The 16,875-nt window shown below is 72.5% G+C and carries 17 protein-coding genes; 5 read left to right on the top strand and 12 right to left on the bottom strand.

The window, feature by feature from the left end; all coding sequences use genetic code 11:
* Positions 1–67: 67 nt before the first annotated feature.
* The gene (locus H291_RS32905; RefSeq protein WP_020017369.1) at positions 68–661 is read right to left on the bottom strand and encodes a DUF6318 family protein; all 594 of its coding nucleotides are present in this window, start codon (positions 659–661) and stop codon (positions 68–70) included.
* Positions 662–947: 286 nt separating this feature from the next.
* Here H291_RS32905 and H291_RS0122940 point away from each other — a divergent pair, with 286 nt between their 5' ends.
* On the top strand, positions 948–1,154 hold the full coding sequence (locus H291_RS0122940) for a hypothetical protein (protein ID WP_020017368.1): 207 nt from the start codon (positions 948–950) through the stop codon (positions 1,152–1,154).
* A 55-nt stretch (positions 1,155–1,209) separates the two neighbouring features.
* Here the strand turns inward: H291_RS0122940 and H291_RS32900 are convergent, their stop codons facing one another.
* The 11 genes from H291_RS32900 to H291_RS0122885 form a co-directional block, all read right to left on the bottom strand.
* Positions 1,210–5,961: a LysM peptidoglycan-binding domain-containing protein gene (locus H291_RS32900; protein WP_020017367.1), complete on the bottom strand. Its 4,752-nt coding sequence runs from the start codon at positions 5,959–5,961 to the stop codon at positions 1,210–1,212.
* A complete protein-coding gene (locus H291_RS0122930) occupies positions 5,961–6,353 on the bottom strand; it encodes a pilus assembly protein TadG-related protein (protein ID WP_026366037.1) in 393 nt (130 codons plus the stop codon). Before H291_RS0122930 ends, H291_RS32900 begins: the two co-directional genes overlap by 1 nt.
* Positions 6,354–6,439: 86 nt before the next feature.
* Entirely contained in the window at positions 6,440–6,865 is a 426-nt protein-coding gene (locus tag H291_RS0122925; RefSeq protein WP_020017365.1) for a TadE/TadG family type IV pilus assembly protein, read from the bottom strand.
* Positions 6,862–7,242 carry a TadE family protein gene (locus tag H291_RS0122920; RefSeq protein WP_026366036.1) on the bottom strand — a complete coding sequence of 127 codons (381 nt, stop codon included), beginning with the start codon at positions 7,240–7,242 and terminating at the stop codon, positions 6,862–6,864. The genes H291_RS0122925 and H291_RS0122920 overlap by 4 nt, the downstream gene beginning before the upstream one ends.
* 11 nt (positions 7,243–7,253) lie before the next feature.
* Entirely contained in the window at positions 7,254–7,538 is a 285-nt protein-coding gene (locus H291_RS0122915) for a hypothetical protein (protein WP_020017363.1), read from the bottom strand.
* 85 nt (positions 7,539–7,623) lie between these two features.
* On the bottom strand, positions 7,624–8,544 hold the full coding sequence (locus H291_RS0122910; protein ID WP_020017362.1) for a hypothetical protein: 921 nt from the start codon (positions 8,542–8,544) through the stop codon (positions 7,624–7,626).
* A gap of 1 nt (position 8,545) precedes the next feature.
* Positions 8,546–9,424, bottom strand: coding sequence for a type II secretion system F family protein (locus tag H291_RS0122905; protein ID WP_026366035.1), 879 nt, complete (start codon positions 9,422–9,424; stop codon positions 8,546–8,548).
* The gene (locus tag H291_RS31340) at positions 9,421–11,076 is read right to left on the bottom strand and encodes a CpaF family protein (RefSeq protein WP_020017360.1); all 1,656 of its coding nucleotides are present in this window, start codon (positions 11,074–11,076) and stop codon (positions 9,421–9,423) included. Before H291_RS31340 ends, H291_RS0122905 begins: the two co-directional genes overlap by 4 nt.
* Complete coding sequence (locus H291_RS31335) at positions 11,073–11,978, bottom strand: hypothetical protein (RefSeq protein ID WP_020017359.1); 906 nt, start codon at positions 11,976–11,978, stop codon at positions 11,073–11,075. The genes H291_RS31340 and H291_RS31335 overlap by 4 nt, the downstream gene beginning before the upstream one ends.
* Positions 11,979–11,982: 4 nt before the next feature.
* Positions 11,983–12,540 (bottom strand): SAF domain-containing protein, encoded by a 558-nt coding sequence (locus H291_RS31330; RefSeq protein ID WP_198012573.1) that lies wholly within the window; start codon positions 12,538–12,540, stop codon positions 11,983–11,985.
* A 642-nt stretch (positions 12,541–13,182) separates the two neighbouring features.
* Entirely contained in the window at positions 13,183–14,040 is an 858-nt protein-coding gene (locus tag H291_RS0122885; protein WP_020017357.1) for a sigma factor, read from the bottom strand.
* Positions 14,041–14,269: 229 nt separating this feature from the next.
* On the opposite strand from H291_RS0122885, the gene H291_RS0122880 reads away from it, so the two are divergent.
* The 4 genes from H291_RS0122880 to H291_RS32890 all read left to right on the top strand — a co-directional run bounded on the left by H291_RS0122880 (position 14,270) and on the right by H291_RS32890 (position 16,873).
* A complete protein-coding gene (locus H291_RS0122880) occupies positions 14,270–14,584 on the top strand; it encodes a hypothetical protein (protein WP_020017356.1) in 315 nt (104 codons plus the stop codon).
* A complete protein-coding gene (locus H291_RS32895; RefSeq protein WP_020017355.1) occupies positions 14,581–15,720 on the top strand; it encodes a conjugal transfer protein in 1,140 nt (379 codons plus the stop codon). Before H291_RS0122880 ends, H291_RS32895 begins: the two co-directional genes overlap by 4 nt.
* A gap of 13 nt (positions 15,721–15,733) precedes the next feature.
* Entirely contained in the window at positions 15,734–16,018 is a 285-nt protein-coding gene (locus H291_RS0122870) for a hypothetical protein (protein WP_020017354.1), read from the top strand.
* Between the two features lie 108 nt (positions 16,019–16,126).
* Positions 16,127–16,873, top strand: a complete 747-nt coding sequence (locus tag H291_RS32890; protein ID WP_020017353.1) for a hypothetical protein — start codon at positions 16,127–16,129, stop codon at positions 16,871–16,873.
* Positions 16,874–16,875 lie beyond the last annotated feature (2 nt).

Raw genomic sequence — 16,875 nt, 5'->3', positions numbered from 1 at the left:
TCGATGTCGCCGAGACCGCTTGGCGGAGCCGTCAGTGCAACTGCAAGCACAACGGCTGTCGCCCGAATCACTGATCCGCCTTGGGGACAGGTGCAATCGTGACAACCACCCACTCGCCACCCTTGCGGCCCATCTCAACCCGACGATCGAAAGCCTTGGAGTCCACCGAGTAGATCTCCTCACCGCCGCGATCCACGATTCGGGAGGACTGCTGTGAGATCTCGACATCAATGGGGAGGATTCCAGTAACCCCGTCACGCAAATAGGTCTGGCTCACGGAGAGCGATGACTCGCCACCCGTGTACACCCAAGCGGAGTCTTGGATCCTCGCCGCCTGCTCCAACGCGTCCGCGCAAAACCCGCACGCCCTATGCGACATCGCCTCGAATTCCTCGACATCCCCCGTAGCCATCACATACGGGTAGAGCTCGATGAAGTACTCAGCCGCCGCAGCAGCCCCCTCCGCGTCCTTGCGGTTCATCGCCTCCGGCCGCTCCGGCTTGGCCGGCTCCGTCGGAGAGGGGCTCGCGGACACCACGGGGGTCGGGTCGTCAACCGAGGACGCCGATGCCTCGGGATCCTCCGGCGACCCCGTGCACGCCGACAGCGCCAGGCCGGCCGTCACGACCAGTCCGATCGCGCGCATGATCCTGCCGCTCATCCCCGCACCCCGCCCCCTTGGACCACGCCGTTGCGTATCCGCAACGGCCGAGAAAGACGCTAGCCGGGCGCTCACGATCCGGAAAGTGGGCCCTGTGGATAACTTTGAGGACAAACTCCGCAGTCAGCACCGAAATACAGTGCGATAGGCGATTTTTCGACCCGCAACGGCGTCATAACGTAGTTGAGATGGTGCTCAAGTAGCGGATTATCATGTTCCTCTACAGGCTTGTGGTCATGACACCTCAGCAGAAGCGCCCGGCGGCGCGGCGTCCGGCGAGACCGGCGTGAACAGCTACACGGTGGTCGCATATCGCGGCGAGCGCCGCTGGACCCTGCGCGCGGTCGGCGTCCCGGGCGCCGTCGTGCACGCGGTGCTCCTGGACGACGCGGAGGCCGCCATCCGCACCCTGCTGGCACAGCTCACCGGCGAGGACGCCAAGAGCCTCGCGATCGACCTGGCGCCCATCCCGGGACCGGGTGGGTTCGACTGAGCGCATGTGGCTGCGGACAGTAGAAACCGTCCGCAGCCACGTGCCCCCGACAGCCTCAGCCTCCGGCGCGCTCCCGGCGCCGGTCCTGCTCGTCCACCTGGGCCAGCAGCTCCTCGGTGTCCGGCTCGGGGTCCATGGCGAGCTGCTCCAGGTGATCGCGCAGCCGGTCCACCAGCCGGCCGACCGCGTCACGCCGCCCGGAGGCGATCTCCGCGCGGATCCCGTTGCGCCACGACCGCTCGTCCACCGGGTCGGCGAGCCGTCCCACCTGGGACGCGTGCCGCGCCGTCGCCACGTCGCCCGCCAGAAGCGCACGGCGCGCGACCTCGTGGGACACGTCCACCACGCCCGACGAGATCGTGTGCATGAGCTGCTCGGCCCACGCGTACTTGCGCAGCGGCACACCCTCGAACGGCTTGCCCCGCACCATGTCGAGCGCGGCGAGCAGGTCCGACGTCGGCGTCTGCGTGAGGTCCGAGCCGACCAGGTCGCAGAACTTGTGCCAGTCGGTGGCCACACCGCGCAGGCGGTACCCGGCCGACTCGAGGTCCGCCTGGCCGCCGTCGTCGGCGGACCAGTAGCGGGGCAGGTACTCGAAGCCGTTCTCGTCGGTGCCCAGCCAGCGCCGGGCCCGCGAGACCGCGGAGCGCCGCGTCGCCAGGTTCGGCTCACGCGATGGCCACAGCGCCTTGGAGATGTCCGAACCGCGCGAGCCCGGGTTGAACGCCAGGAAAGCGATCAGCTCCGTGGCCTGCCGCTGGTGCGTGGAGGGCAGCTCCACGCCCGTGGTCCCGGCGAGCTCCACGTCGCCCAGCACGCGCACGATCGGCGGCTCGACGACGGCGGGCTCCTCGGCCGGTGCCGGTTCGGCAGACCCGGAAGCGGGCCCGCCGACGACGGGCGTCCCCAGCGGCGGCGTCGCCACGCTGACCGCGGCCCGCGCCCACGGCGAGAAGCTCTCGGGCTGCGCGCCGTGCGTCGTCGTGCCGCCCACCGTGCCCACGGCGTAGTTCGGCGCCGGAGCGAGGCTTGCCGCCTCGCCGACGGTCACGTCGGAATCCGCGGCACCAGCGCGGACAGCTTCCACAGGTATCTCCTCGAGCGTCGGTTCGGTGCGGTCGATCGAACGGCTCCAGTCGGGGCCGGGTGCGGTCTCGGGTTCGGCCAGGAGGGCCAGGGCCTGCGCGTAGGTCGCGGCGTCGAGCTGCTGCGGACGCACCGCGATGTAGGCTGGCATGAGGATGCCGCGGGTGGTGTCGCCGTTGGTGAGGTCGCCGGTCAGGTCCAGCACCCAGTCCCCCACCTCCGCGCTGGACGTCACCGCGGCGATGCCGACGCCGGGCACCCGCTCGACGAGGGTCTCCAGCCGGGCACGGTCGGTGAGGCCGAGCCGCTCGCCGACCAGCAGGATCTCGGGCGTCCAGGCATCGGTCGCCAGCCCACGACCCCGCGCTTCTGCCACGGAAGCGGCTCCGACCTGCGCAAGCGTACGGTCGACGTCGGCTGCGCGCGCCTCGAGCTCGCGCAGGATCTCCGCGAGGCCCGCGACGTGCCGAACGCGGCCCGTGTCGACCACGCCGGGCAGCTCGCCGAGCGTCCCCACGACGGTGACCTGCAGGTCGTCCGCCCACAGGCTCGTGGCCAGCTCGACGGCGAGCGCCGCGAGCGTGGCCTGGGCGGCCGCGTCGGTGCCACGGATGTCGAGGCACGCGAGGTTCTCGAGGTCGAGCATGAGGTGCGCGTCCTCGTCGTCGTGGCCGACGGTGACGAGGGCCGGGTACGGCGCCTCGCCGTCCTCGGTACCGGCGGGACGCGCCGACCCGACCTGCGCGGCCGCTTCGGCGTCGCCCGCCGCGAGCTGCCAGATGAACCGGTCGGTGGTGCTGGCCCAGGGTTCGGGCAGCTCGGAGGCGCGGTCGAGGTACAGCTCGACGAACTCGTTGCTCTTCAGGCGCGCGATGCGGACGCCCGGCAGCGGCAGGCCGCGTTCGCGGTGCCACACCGCGAGGCTGCGCAGCGCGCGGTCGACCTGGTCGCGCCCGAACGGGTCCTCGACGGCGTGCAGGTCGCGCTCGAGCACACCGGCCGGGGTCTCGGGGCCGGGCACGACGACGGTCTCCCCCGGCTCGCGGCCCTTGCGTGCCCGGCGCCGCTTGACTGCGACCAGCGCGAGCAGGCCCGCGGCGAGCAGCCCGCCGACGCCGGCCGCGGTGCGGACGCCAACGGACTCCTCGATGTCGTCGGCCAGGTCGGACACGACGTCGGTCGCCGAGTCCAGGAGCGACCCGCCGCCGGCCGCCACGGTGGCCGTCGCGGTCGGCCCGGACGCCATCGCCTCGGACCCCGACTCCGCCGTGGCACGCTCCGCGGCACCGGCACCTGAGCCGGCCTCGGGCGGCGACGGTGCCTCGGCGGACGCCGCCACGGGCGGGGACGACTCGACGGCGACCTCGGGAGCGGTCTGCTCCACGACCGGCTCGTCGCCGGCGATCTCCTCGGGCCGCACGTCGTCCACGCCGGCTCCAACGGCGCCACCGGCAGCACCCGCGCCGCCCACGGACGTCGGCTCGACCTCGGTCTCGGGGACGAGCTGGGCGGGCTCCTCGATCACGCCCTCCAGACCGTTGCCCGTCACGGCATCGTCGGACGCCGGATCGCTGCCCCAGGTCGTGCCGCTCCCGGACGACGTCTCCTCGGCGGCCGGCTCCTCGCCCTTCGGCTTCTCGCCGGCAGGCTTCTCGCCGGCAGGCTTCTCGTCAGCCGACTTCTCGTCGTCCTGCCCCTCGGTCCGCTCCTGCGGCATGAGCTCGTCGGCGATCAGCCCGCTGCCGGGCACCGTCTCCTCGAGCGCGGAACCCCGCGGTGCCGACTGGTCCTGCTCCAGGTCGGGGTCGTTCTGGAGGTCCTCGGGCGTGACCTCGTCGTACTGGGGCCCGGTCGGCTCCTGCGGTGCGGGCGCGGGCTCCGGGACGAGGTTTCCCTCGGCGGTCTGCTCCGGCTTCGGCTCCCTGTCGCCGGAGCCGGACCCGGAGCCGGCATCTGAACCGCCGCCCGGACGACCGATCCCGGCGGTTCCGGTCGCGGCGTCGGCCGGGTCCGGCTTGTCCGCATCCTCGCGACCAGCACCGTCACGACCAGCGCCTTCCCGGTCGGTGTTCTCCCGCGGGGCTGCGTTCTGCCCCGCACGGTTCGGCTCGTCGCCGGCCGGGGCCTGCCCGGCCGGCTGCTCCCGGGCCGGCTGCTCGCCCGCGGGCTGCTCGTCGGTCGGCGCCTGCTCCTCGACGACGTCGTTCCCCGCCCCGCCGGGCTCCTCGACCTCCTCGGGCTCGACGGCGCCCTCGGGCGTCACCTCGGCCGACGGCGCCGCCGGCTCCGGTGCGGGCTCCTTGGCCGGTCCGCGCTGGCCGATCCGCGCGGCCCCTGCCGCCTCCGCAGCACCACTCTCGGCAGCGCCCCCGTCGGCCGCGGCGCCGTCGCCCTCGGCCTCCGGCGTGGCAGCGTCAGAACCACCAGCCTCGTCCGACTGCCCGGCCCCGGACTCGGCCCCCGCCTCCGCATCACCCGGCTGCTCGGCTTCCGCCGCGGCTCCGCCGTCCTGCTCCGCGCCTGCGTCCGCGGACTCACCCTCGGACGTCGACTCGTCGGCACCACCCGGCGTTGTCTGCGCGGCGCCGTCGCCCCGCGCTCCCTCGTCCTTCGCGCCCTCGTCCTTCGCGTCCTCGCCTCGCGCCGACTCCGCGCCCGGCACGGTCACGGTCCAGCCCGGGAGAATGAGGTCGGGGTCGGTGAGCCGCGCGCCCCCCGGCTGTTCCGTGGTGCGCGACGCCTCGAACACCTCCGGGTACTTGGTGCCGTCGCCGAGCTCCTCCTCGGCGATCCCCCACAGGGTGTCGCCCGACTCCACGACGACCTCGGCGGCCTCCGACCGGGAGTTGGTCACGTCCACGGTCTCGCCCGGGTCGTCGTCGCCCTTCGAGGTGCCGAGGCCCACCGGCTCGTCGCCGTCGGTCCCGTTCGTGCTGGTCGGGACGACGCCGCCGTCCGCCGCCTCCGCGGGCAGGCGCAGCACCCAGCCGGGCTCGATCCAGTTGCCGGCGTCGAGCGCGCTGCCGTCGGCCTGCGGCACGCCGTAGTTCAGGTCGGCGATCTGCTTGAACCGGGCGCCGTCGCCCAGGGTCTGCTCGGCGATCCGCCACAGGGAGTCGCCGGGCTGCACGGTGTACGTGGGGGCCGGCGCCTCGTCGGCCGCCGCCCTCCGCTCGGCCGCTCCGGTGGCGGCATCGGTGGACGCACCACCGAGCGAGGCCGCCTCCGACGAGACCGGCGCGGTCGCCACGGTCCCGGTCTCGGTCAGCTCGACCGGCACGGGCGCGGCCATCGCGGGCGACACCGAGGGGGCCGCGACCAGCATCGTGATCACGGCGCCGACCAGCACCGCTGCGGCACGCTGCTGGGCGCCGAGCCCGCGCACGTGCGGCGAGCGGCGTCCGCGCAGCGCGGCGACCACCTCGATGACGACGGCGATCGCGAACGTCAGCCACGCGATCCAGCCGATGATCTTGATCAGGCCGATCAGCACCGACCCGGTGACGTCGGGGCTGCTGAGCAGCGAGACCACGCGGTCGAGGCTGACCGGACCGGTCCAGACGGGTCCGCCGAGCAGCCACAGGCCCACCGGGATCCCGACGACGAGCGCCAGCAACAGCAGCGTCGCGCCCAGCCCCCTCACCACGCGCGCGCCGGTGCCCCGCCGCGGTGCGCCGGGCTCACCGGTCACCGCACGACCCTGGGCTGTCGAGGTGCTCATCAGGATTCCTCCTGTCCTATACCGCGGACCGCCCGTGCCTCGGCATCGGCCGAGACGCTGAGCGAGCTGATTCCGATCAACGTCAGGAACGTCGTCTTGTAGGTGACCTGAGTGCCCACGCTGACGGTGGCGCCGTTGACGGCGGTCACCCCGCCCTGCACTCCCAGCGCGCCGAGCGTGTCGGCGGCAGCCTGTGTCGCGCGCGCGGGATCCACCTCGGGGGGTAGTCCCAGCTGCGCGCGGTCGATCCGGATCTGCTGTGCGGCGGCCCGCGCCGCCTGGTCAGCGGCGTACTCGGCCTCGTCCTCGGCGTGCAGCCGCCCGCCGCCGTCGACCACCAGGCCGATCGCGATGATGAGGGCCGGCACCATGCCGGCCGCGAGGATGTTCACCTCGCCCCGCTGGCGCGCCGCTCGCGCTCCCCCCGGCGTCGCCGCCGTCCGCCCACGCCGCAACCACATCCGCCCAGCCCCCTTGGTCATGACCGCCCCCGGTAGGCGTCGAGCACCGACGTCCCCGTCGCACTGATCGTCCGCGATCCGGGCGCGCCCGGCAGCCCGAGATCCCGCAGCGGCACCACGCACTCGACCCGCACCGTGATGGTGCCGACGGTCCCGAGCGGCAGTGCGAACGCGTCCGTGGCCGGCCGCACCGACGTCGACGAGCACCGCACGCCGGAGTTCACCAGCGTGGAGGTCGCCGTCGACGTCGCCTGTATCCCGGCCATGCTCGCCGTGCGGCTGATCGACGCCGCCCGCGCGGCCTCGTTCGCCGCCGACTGCACCACGCCCTCGGCCAGCACCAGCCGGCCGGCCATGATGAGCAGCAGCCCGATCAGGAGCAGCACGGGAAAGATGACGGCCGTGTTGATCGCCACGTTGCCGCGCTCGTCGGCGGCGCTCACGGTCCCGCCACCGGTGCCGTGAACCGCTCCACCGGACCGGTCGCCGACTGCTCCACCCGCAACCCACGGAACCCCGGGACGATCGACGGTGCCAACCCGGTCACCGTCGCGGTGGCCATCTCCTCACCGCGCGTCACCGAGACCCGTACCGAGGCGAACGCGTCACCCCCGCGGGCCAGCCGCGAGGCCGCCTCCGCGTAGCCGGAGTCGATGCTGCCGCCCTCCACGCGCGCGGCCTGCACGGCCCCGTTGGCCACGGACTGTGCCGTGTTCTGCGCGTGGAAGTAGAGCACGCCCTGCACCATCCCGAAGATCAGCATCAGCACGATCGGGTAGGTAAGGACGGTCTGCAACGAGGCGGCACCGCGCTCATTCATGGACTACATCCCTAGAGCTGCGACATGTAGCGGTCGACGAGGCCCTTGATCGCGGCGCCGAGGGCGATGGCGATGCCGAGGCCCACCACGGACAGCACGACGACCTCGATGGACTCCAGCCCGGCATCGTCCGGCTCGCCCGCACGGTCGGCGAGCCGACGGCGCAGCTCTGCCGAACGATCGGCGAATCGCGCGTTCAGGGCGTCGACGCGACCGCGCGCAGCGGCCGCGCGCAGCGACGCCCGCGCGGCGACGCGCGCCGCCGCGGTCCGGCCGTGGCTCAGGTGCTGGTTCATGTTGACTCCTGGGGTGATGTCGACTTCAACAAATGGGTAAGACGCGGCTCGTGTGACACCTCGGCGGCACCGGGGGCGAGCCGATTCAGGGAGCAGTCTGAAACATAGTGACCCCGATTGGGAAGATGAGCATCAAAAAGTACACAAATACGGTCATGGTGCCGGGCACGGTCATCCGGACCGTCGCGTCGTGCGCGATCTGCTGCTCGACGTCGAGCTGCGCGTCGCGCATCGCCGCCGCCTTGGACTGCAGCTGGTCGTGGATCGCCGAGCCCTGGGTGCCCGCCAGCTCGACGATCGAGGCGACCTCGCCCAGCGCGTCCACCTCGACCTCCTCACCGAGCTCGCGCAGCGCCACCCACGGCGCCTGCCCCTCCCACCGGCTCCGCTCGAGCGCCGCGGCGATCCGCCGGAACGGCCACGACCCGGCGACCTGCGCCGCGGCGAAGGTCGCCTGCGTGGCGCCCGCGCCGGACACCCGCTCGATCGCGAGCAGCTCCAGGTAGGTCGACACGGCCCGCGTGAACTCCTGCCGGGCCCGCTTGGCCTTGGACCGCGCGTCGAGGTCCGGCAGGAACCAGGCACCGACGGCGAACAGCAGGGCCGCGCCGAACGGGACCCCCACCGGCATGCCCAGGTTGAGCAGCCCGACGCACAGCCCGAGGAACGGCACGGCCACCAGCACGATGACCGTGCCGAGCGCCTTCTCGCCGTAGTGGTCCGTGGCGGTCTTGCCGATCAGGTCCAGGTCGGCGCGGGTCGGCCCGCCCCGGCCCAGCAGGGACAGCGGCAGGCGCCGCTGCGCCCACGCCCCGAACACCTGCGTGTACCGCTTGGTCGCGGTGAGCTCGGTGCCGTCGGAGACCGTGATGGGCTCGACCTTGTCGTCACCGCTCAGCCGGTCGAGCGCGGACTGGAGCCGCGGCGTCGACGGGAGCAGCTCCCGCACCACGAGGAACAGGCCCAGTCCCGCGACCAGACCGCTGGCGACTGCCCAGGGCCACATGTCAGGCCCCCCGCTCGTCGGGGAGGAACCGCGGGATGGGCTGCCCCAGGCTGATGCGGCGCATCCACAGCAGGCAGACCACGTACGCGCAGAACAGCACCACGGCGACGACCTGCCCCAGGGGCGAGTCGTAGCCGCTCAGGTACCCGGACATCGCCGTGGCCACCAGGACCACGAGCGTCACGATGGTCACCCAGCGCACGGTCGCGCGGCCGGTCGACCGCTCGGTCTCGATCTCGCGCCGCGCCTTGGCCTGGGCCGACAGCGACTCCGCGAGCTGCCGCAGGGCGGGCGCCACGGCGCCCGTACGGTTGTCCGACTCCAGGATCATGGCCGACGCGATCATGTCCGCCGAGTAGTCGTCCATCTCCTCCGCCCAGCGGTACAGCGCGGGCTTGATGGGCTGCCGCGCCTCCAGCCGCGCGACCAGCCGCGCGAGCGACGGCCGCACGGACGGCGCGGCGCTGTGCAGCGTCGCGGCGATGCCCTGCTCCAGCCCGACGGCGCCGCCGGACAGCACGCCGATGAGCGAGCGCACCCAGGCGGTCAGGTCGGTCAGCTTCTCCACCTCGTTGGACTGGGTGGTGGTGCGGAACAGGGACGGCAGCCCCACGATCAGCACCGGCACGATGAGCACGAGCGACCACCAGCCAGTCAGGATGCCGACCACGAGGCCCGCCACCGCGCCGACGCCGAGGATCTTGCGCTGCGGGTACAGCGGCCCACCCTTGGTCAGGCCGAGCAGCCGGAGCAGCCCGTGGAACGGCGGGGTGGTGCGCTTGGGCTTCGGCGTCGGCTCGTACTTCTGCGCGCCGACGACGACGAACCACACGCCGAGCCCGACCCCGAGCCCGATGGCTACCGCGATGAGCGTGGTCATGCGGTGCCCCACAGGCCGTCGCGGTAGTTCAGCAGGTTGGCGTCGAAGCCCTCGTTCTCCAGGTCGGCGAGGAACGACGGCGTCACCTTGGGCACCGCGCGACCGCCCGGCCCCGGCTCGAACACGTCGGTGATCGCCACCGGGTTGCCCGCCTCGCCGCGCGTCACCTCGATGACCTCGGAGACGTAGCGCACGCGCCGTCCGTCGCCCCCGGTGTCGACCCGGAGGAAGACGATGAGGTCGATCGACTGCGCGACCTGCCGGTACGCGTAGGTCTCGGACAGCGTCGAGTCCTGCACGGCCATACCGACCAGACGTTCGACGACGTCGCGCGCGCCGTCGGCGTGCACCGTCGACAGCGAGCCGTTGCCCATCTGCATCGCCTGGAACATGGACACGATCTCGGGCCCGCGCACCTCACCGACGATGACGCGGGAGATGTTGTGCCGCAGGGACTCGTAGACGTTGACGTTCGTGTTGATCTCGCCCGTCCGGCGGCCCGACGTGTTCATCTCGCCCGAGCCCTCACGGGTGCGCAGCGCGACCACGCGCTTGTGCTTCTCGGGCTCGAGGTGCAGGTAGAGCTCGTAGTCCGTCTCGATCGTGGCGATGGACTCCCAGGGGTCCAGCCCGGCGCAGAGCGCGCGGAGCAGCGTCGTCTTGCCGCTGCCCTGGCCCTGGCCGGACACCACTATCGACTTGCGCGCGCGGATCGCGGCCGTCAGGAACTCGACCAGCACCGTGTCGACGGTGTCGTTCTCGCGCAGCAGCTCGAGGTCCACCGACTGCAGGCGCTGCAGGCGGATGGTGACGCGCGGCCACGGGACCACCCAGCCGACGGCGGCCAGCCGCACGCGCCCGGGCAGGTCCAGGTTGAGAAACGGGTTGGCCCGCGTGAACGACCGCTCGTTCGCCGGGTCACGCGCCGCGAGGAACTGCAGGAAGTCGATGAGCTCGGCGTCGGAGTCGGCGATCGGCTCGGCGTACGTCCGGCGGCCGTCGCCCATCAGCAGGAGCACGGGCGCGGTACCCGTGATCTCGATGTTCTCCACGTCGGGGGTGTCGATGAGCGGCTGCAGCCGGCCGAGCCGGAACAGCGCGTCGAACAGGGCCCGCGTCACCTCGACCTGGTACTCGGTGGTCCAGTTGCGCTGACCGCCCGAGAGCAGGGCGTCGTTGTGGTCACGCACCACCTGCTGGATCAGCTCCTGGCCCAGGGCCTCGCGCTGCTCCTCGTCCAGCTCGCGCGTGGACAGCGCGTTGGTGAGCCGCGAGGACACCTCGCCACGCAGGCTGTTCACCTGGCGCCAGAACTCGGAGTCCCGCAGGCGCGGGTTGCCGGGCTGGCCGTGGTACTCCCGGCCGGCGCGGGCCACCGCCCCGACCCAGGGCGAGGCCCCGCCGCCCGACGACGGCGGCGCACCGCCCCCGGGACGTGCGGGCGCCGCCCGGTCGGGCTCGACGGTGCGGGCCTGCCCGTTGCCCGGCTCCGCGGCTGGCGGGTTCCAGGTGTTCTGCACGGCGGCAGGGCGTCGGCCCGTCATGGTCTCCGCATCGGTGTCTGGAGCACGACGCGGGAGGGCCGGGGCCCGGTCGTCCGCTTCGTGGAAGATCGGCAGGGAGGAGAGGTCCGGGAACTCGGGTGTGCTCACGCGTCACCCCGCCAGGGTCCGGCGCCCTGCCCGCTCCACGACGTGGAGCGGGCGCCGGCACCCGACTGCTCGGGCGGACGGCGCGGACCGGTGCCCCGGCCTACCTCGCTCGGCCCGGTGGAGAACCGGGCCCGCCGCTTCTCCGTGCGGTCCTGCAGGCGGGAGATCACGGGCCCGGCGGACCGGACCAGCGGCGACGTCGAGTAGCGCCGTCCGGCGGGCGAGCCCACCGACAGCACCTCGGCGTTGACCGGGTCCCAGGCCAGCGAGCCCACGGTGCCGAGACCGAGCGTGCGCGCGATCTCGTTCGCGTCGTAGGGCCGGCCCGGCCCGACGGTCAGCGCGGTGAGGTTGGTGAGCTCGCGCGCCGCGGCGTCGACGACGGAGGTGCGGGACTTGACCAGCTCCCGCGTCACCGCGATGTCCGGAAGGCGCGAACCCGTGGTGATCAGCACCTGGTCGGCCAGGCGGACGATCGGCTCGCGGTCCTCGCGGACGGCGCCGCCGGTGCCGAGCCGGCCGAGGTCGACGAGCACGTCGATGCCGCCGCGCTCCAGCGCGACGAGCTGGTTGGCCAGCGGCCCCCAGAGGTTCGCGACGGCGGGGGCGGTGTGCGGGCTGACGATGCCGGGCAGCAGCTTCTTGTCCGGATCGTTTCGAACGAGGGGAATGGTCTGCTCCCAGAACGCGGCCTCGAGATCGCCGTGGGAGTGCGCGATGGCGAGGGGCTGCAGGCCGCGGTCGTGCGGCAGCTGCCCGCGGAAGTACCCGGCCAGGATCGACGACCCGGCGAGGTCGGCCTCCACGAGCAGCACGGGGCGGGGCCACTGGAGCGCCAGCACGAGGGCCGCCGTCGTGGTGCCCGGCGAGCCCTTCGCGTTGGCGAGGGCGATGAGAGCCACCGGATCACCCGGCCCCGACGGCGTCGATCACGAGCGCGACCCGGCCGGTCGCGGCGCGGGCCGCGAGCGCGGCGGCGTTGTTGGAGGCGACCTGCACGTCGACGACGATCTGGTCGCCGAGTGCACCACCGCCGTCGACCCTTACCACCGTCGCGGCGATCGAGAACGGCGCTTCGGCGGGCGGTTCGCCGCCCACGGCCGGAGTCTCGACGACGCGGACGGCGTCGCCGGCCTGCAGCGCACTGGTCGGCATCTGGTTGGGCGCGAGGGCGACGCCGACGATGGACTGACCGGACGGAGGCGCGAGCTCCGGGACGACGCTGTCGGACGCAAGGAGCTGCCCTTCCTTGAGATCGGTCGCCGCCACCATGCCCTTGATCTGCTCGAGCTGGTCGGCTGGGATCGACGAGATCAGGCTCAGCCCGGAGGGCAGCTCGACGACAGCGATATCGGATGGCGCGATCTCCGTTCCGCGCGAGATCTCTTTGTTGACGGCGAGCGCCTCGACCGTCTTGCCCTGTGAGCTGGTCACGTAGACGCTGGCGAGCACGCTGAGCGCCACGAGCGCGAGGCCGAGCGCGATGAGGGCGGGCCGGCGTCGGGCGCGCGTGGGTTTGAGCGGCCCGGGTGGTGCGGGTCGCTGGGGTCTCGTCGCAGACCGGGCCTGCTGGTCCTGGTTCGCGACCTTCGTGCCACTGCTCACCGTGCCGTCTCCTCCGAGCCCGTCGACAGAGTCCGCCAGGGATCTTCCCGGAGCGGAACCCGAAGAGGATCCCATGCCTGCGCCTGTCTCCACCGTGCTCCCGCCGTGCTGTCGAAGGCCTCCTGCGGTGTCACAGGTGTGTCACCGCAGGTAATCCTCATGCAGACGGCCGGACCCGGCAGGTTGAACGCTAATCAGCGTTCCGGATGCTCGCTAGGTCAAGGAGACTTCAAAGTTGTGGAGAAGACTTGAATATTGAGTGACCCTCAGACAATCGTTCGCTGGCACGTCAGAACCACAGTTGTGGCATTGACTTCGCAGGTCAGCCCGTGAGATAGGGCCACCGCGGCGGTGCGGTCCGAGGGGAATCGACGGCAAATCCTTGACGACCCGTGTGCCACGTGGCAGCCGGACAGAACGAGAGGGCCCCGCTGGCGGTGGGGCCCTCTCGCGATGAGGAGACTTCGAACGACCTTCAGGGCATCACGCACCCCCCAGTGCTCAGCCCGTCGGCCGCCGTCGTCCCTCACCGTCCCGTTCGCCCGGCTGTCCCCCAGACAGACCACCGGACTGAACGGCTTCCGCCAGCCGTCGCACTGCGCGACTCGCCCGCTGGCGCAAGGCTGCGTGCGAGATGCCCAGCTCGTGGGCCACCCGCCGCTGATAGTTCCCGCGACCCGAGCCGAGCTCGGCGTACTCCGGGAGATCGGGGTCCGGCGCGTAGAGCCGCGCCAGAAGTGCTGACTCGTCCCGCGTGAGGACGCTCTTGTCGAGCCCCCAGGCGATGACGTCGAGGACCTCGCCCGTGGTGCCGAGCGACAGGCTCGCGAGCGAGTAGACCGCGTCGGGCCCCGCTTCGGGCGTCGACGGCCGCTCGAGGACGGTCAGCGTGTCCGTGTCGGTGGGGATCTCCGCCACCTGGGGGCCACGGCTCGCGCGCCCGCCCCGGGCGTGGGGCGCCCGGTCGCCGACGACGCGCGTCAGGGTGTGCCCCTGCAGCCACATCGCGACCCGGGTGCTGCGCGCGAGGTCGTAGTGGGTGATCGCGTCCCACATCGCGGCGGCGGCCTCCTGCTCGAGGTCCTGCACGTCCGGGTAGTGCCGGCGCGACTTGCGCACGATGGTGCGGACCGCGGGCAGCATGCACTGCAGCACCGCGCGCCCCGCGGCGAAGCTGCCGCTCGCGTGCTCGACGATGAGCGCGTACAGCACCTCGTCCGCCTCTTCGGGCGCGAGGCGCACGGGCTCACCCCTGCGCAGTCCCGCGAGCCTGGGGAACCGTGCGACGAAGCGATCGATCTCGGTGGCGAACGATCGCGTACGGACCAGGTCTGCCCAGTCGTGGTCGAGCTCTCGCATCAGCGTTCCTGATGCCGGTGCCGGTGTGCGTGCAGGCATGGCGGTTCCCCCCTCCGTCTGCCCCGAGTCCACCGGGAGGGTGTTGCCCGCCACTGTTGCCCGCTCGTCCGGAGCCCATGTGACCTGCGTCACAGTCGAGCAAAACCGCTGCTCGACCGATGTCACACGAACGCATCACCAGCCATTTGTGCTCAGCAGACGCAACTGACGGAACAACGGGAGAGGCGAGATGAGCAAGGACGAGCTCGACCAGGCGCCCGGCGCCGGACTCGGCAGTACCGACCTCGGCAGCGCGGACCCAGGGCCTTCGGCCTTCGACCACACGTGGTCGCTGCTCCGCGACACGGCCGAGGTGCATGCCGCACGCGGTGAGGTGGCGCCCGTCGTGCGCGACCTCATCGCATCTCTCTCCGAGGACCCCCTCGGCGAGAACGACACGACCATCCGCCTGACCGAGGCGCTCGACAGCCCGCGCGTGCGCAGCGCCCGCGAGGCCCGCGAGCGCATCCGCGCGGACCTGCAGAACGAGGTGCACACCCGATGAGCTCGCTCCTCGTGCGCCGTCGGGGCAAGAAGGCCGCCAAGCCGGCCGAGCTGCCTGCCCCTACCGACGGCGCCCCCGGTTCCGCCTCGCCCTGGGCGGGCGGACCCGAACGACCCGCGGCTCCCCCGGCATCGGGTGGCGGCGGGAACGACGGCGACCCTCCCCCACAGGTCGTCGAGTGGTCCAACGGGCCCGCACTGGCCACCAAGGCCTGGGGCGCCCTGCTGGCGCTCGCGCTGCTCGCGGGTCCCGCCGCCCTGGCGTGGACGCTGCTGCGACCCGAGCCGGCGCCGGTCGCCGTGGCCGCGGGCTCGGCGAGCACCGCGGAGTCCGCCGCCGCCACCGAGCGCGCGGTCGAGCTCGTGGAGACCTGGCTGCGGGCCGACAGCAACGACCAGCAGCTCATCGCCTCCCTGACGAACGCCCCGGTCGGAACTCTCCCCCAGGAGGGCCTGACCATCCGCGACTCGTCGGTGGCACAGGTGGAGCAGGCGGAGGACGGCGTGTGGTCGGTGACGGTCGGCGTCGACGTCGCCGAGCCCGCCCCGGGCTCGACGCCGCCGCCCGCGGACGCGAAGGGTGAGCAGGCCGAGGTCTCGCTCGTCTGGGTGCGCCGCTACTTCCAGGTGCCCGTGCTCGTGCAGCGCACGGACACGAAGTACTCCGGAGCCGACCTCGCGGTCACGGCCCTCGCGCTGCCCTCACCCGTCCCGGGACCCGCCGCCGCGGCGGACGCCCCGGACCTCGACTACTCCGAGACCATCTCCCCGACGTCGGCCGCGGGTCAGTCCGCGACCGGCTTCCTCGCGGCGATGATCGCGGGCGACGGCGAGATCACGCGCTACCTGGCGCCCGGCACCTCCGTCTCGGCGATCACCCCCGCCCCGTACTCGGCCGTGGCCGTGACGGGCATCAAGGGGTCGCACGAGGTCACGGAGGACCCCGCCGACGGCGACGGCACGCACGCCCTCATCACCGCCGAGCTCACCCGGCTCGACGGCAACAAGACGACCGCCCAGTACGTCCTCACGCTCGTCGCGCGGGACGGCCGCTGGGAGGTTGCCGGCGTTGAGCCGGCCGTCCGTATCGACACGACGCCATCCGGCACGATCGACCCCGGCACCGCCGGGGAGTAACGAAGGAGAAACCATGATCAGCGAGATCGTTATGGCCGACGGCTTCCTCGACCTCATCACCGTGAAGTCCGAGGAGGTCAAGAGCGCAATCGAGTCCGTGACCTTCGTGGTCGTCATCCTCATGGTCGTCATCACCGCGGTGAAGACCAAGATGTCGATCGCGGCGATCCTGATGTCCGCGATCGTCGGCGGGATCGTCCTGTGGCTCGTGAACGGTGGCATCAACGTCACCTCCGACCTCGCCAGGGACGAGTTCGACTCCGCCCCGGCGATCGTGAACACGCAGACAGTTCTCTGACGGCCGGTACCGGCAGGTCAGACACATGGGCAAGGCGCTGGGGGCAAGGCACAGGTTTGGTCTGACGGGCGTGTCCGCGCGCCCGGCGTGTGGTGAGGAGGGTGTCCGGTGACCGAGACCGCGAAGTTCTACACGAAGGCCCGCCGCATCCCCATGCTCGTGGGGAAGCTGCCCAGCGGCGGGCGCATCTGGGGTGGGCCGTACACCATCACCCAGGTGGGAGCGGGCGCCGTGGTGGCGTTCGCCCTGTGGAAGACCGCCCCGCTGTGGGCGCAGCTCGGCGGTTTCATGAACATCGTGGTGGCCGTCGGGGTGGTCGTGGGTGTCGTCTGGGCCACGGGGAAGCTCCCGAGCTCCGGGCGCAACCCCGTCGCGTTCGTCATGGACGCGATGAACCTGACCTCCAGCCCGGGACGACTGTCCGGCGGACAGGTCGCCCTGCCCAAGCCGCGCCTGATGACGCACCGCGTCATGGTCGTGGTGCCGGGCGCCGCCGCCCGGGAGGCCCAGCCGGCCCAGGTGGCCCAGCCCGTCCGGGCCGTGGTCCGGCCGGCCGAGGCCGTCCCGCCGACCGTGGTGCGTCCCGTGCCGACCGAGCTCCTGCCCGAGCTGACCGCCCGGGGACCCGCGGACGCGACGTTCGAGGGCCGCCGGCTCGATCCGAGGCCGGGCCCGCAACCCGGGCAACAGCCCGGTGCGCCACCGAGCAGACGCTCGCCCGCGGACTGGGCGGCAGCCGCCGCGACCGCGGCGGCCGACCGCAGGAACAGCGACCTCACCGGTGTGGGGCAGCTGCTCGCCGGCCAGCAGAAGAACCCACCCACCACCCCGCCGACCACCCCGCGAGAGGACTGAGC

Origin of the sequence: Promicromonospora sukumoe 327MFSha3.1 (genome assembly GCF_000385135.1) — a bacterium.
GTDB classification, from domain to species: Bacteria; Actinomycetota; Actinomycetes; order Actinomycetales; family Cellulomonadaceae; genus Promicromonospora; species Promicromonospora sukumoe_B.
This window is presented reverse-complemented; position numbering and strand designations above follow the sequence as displayed.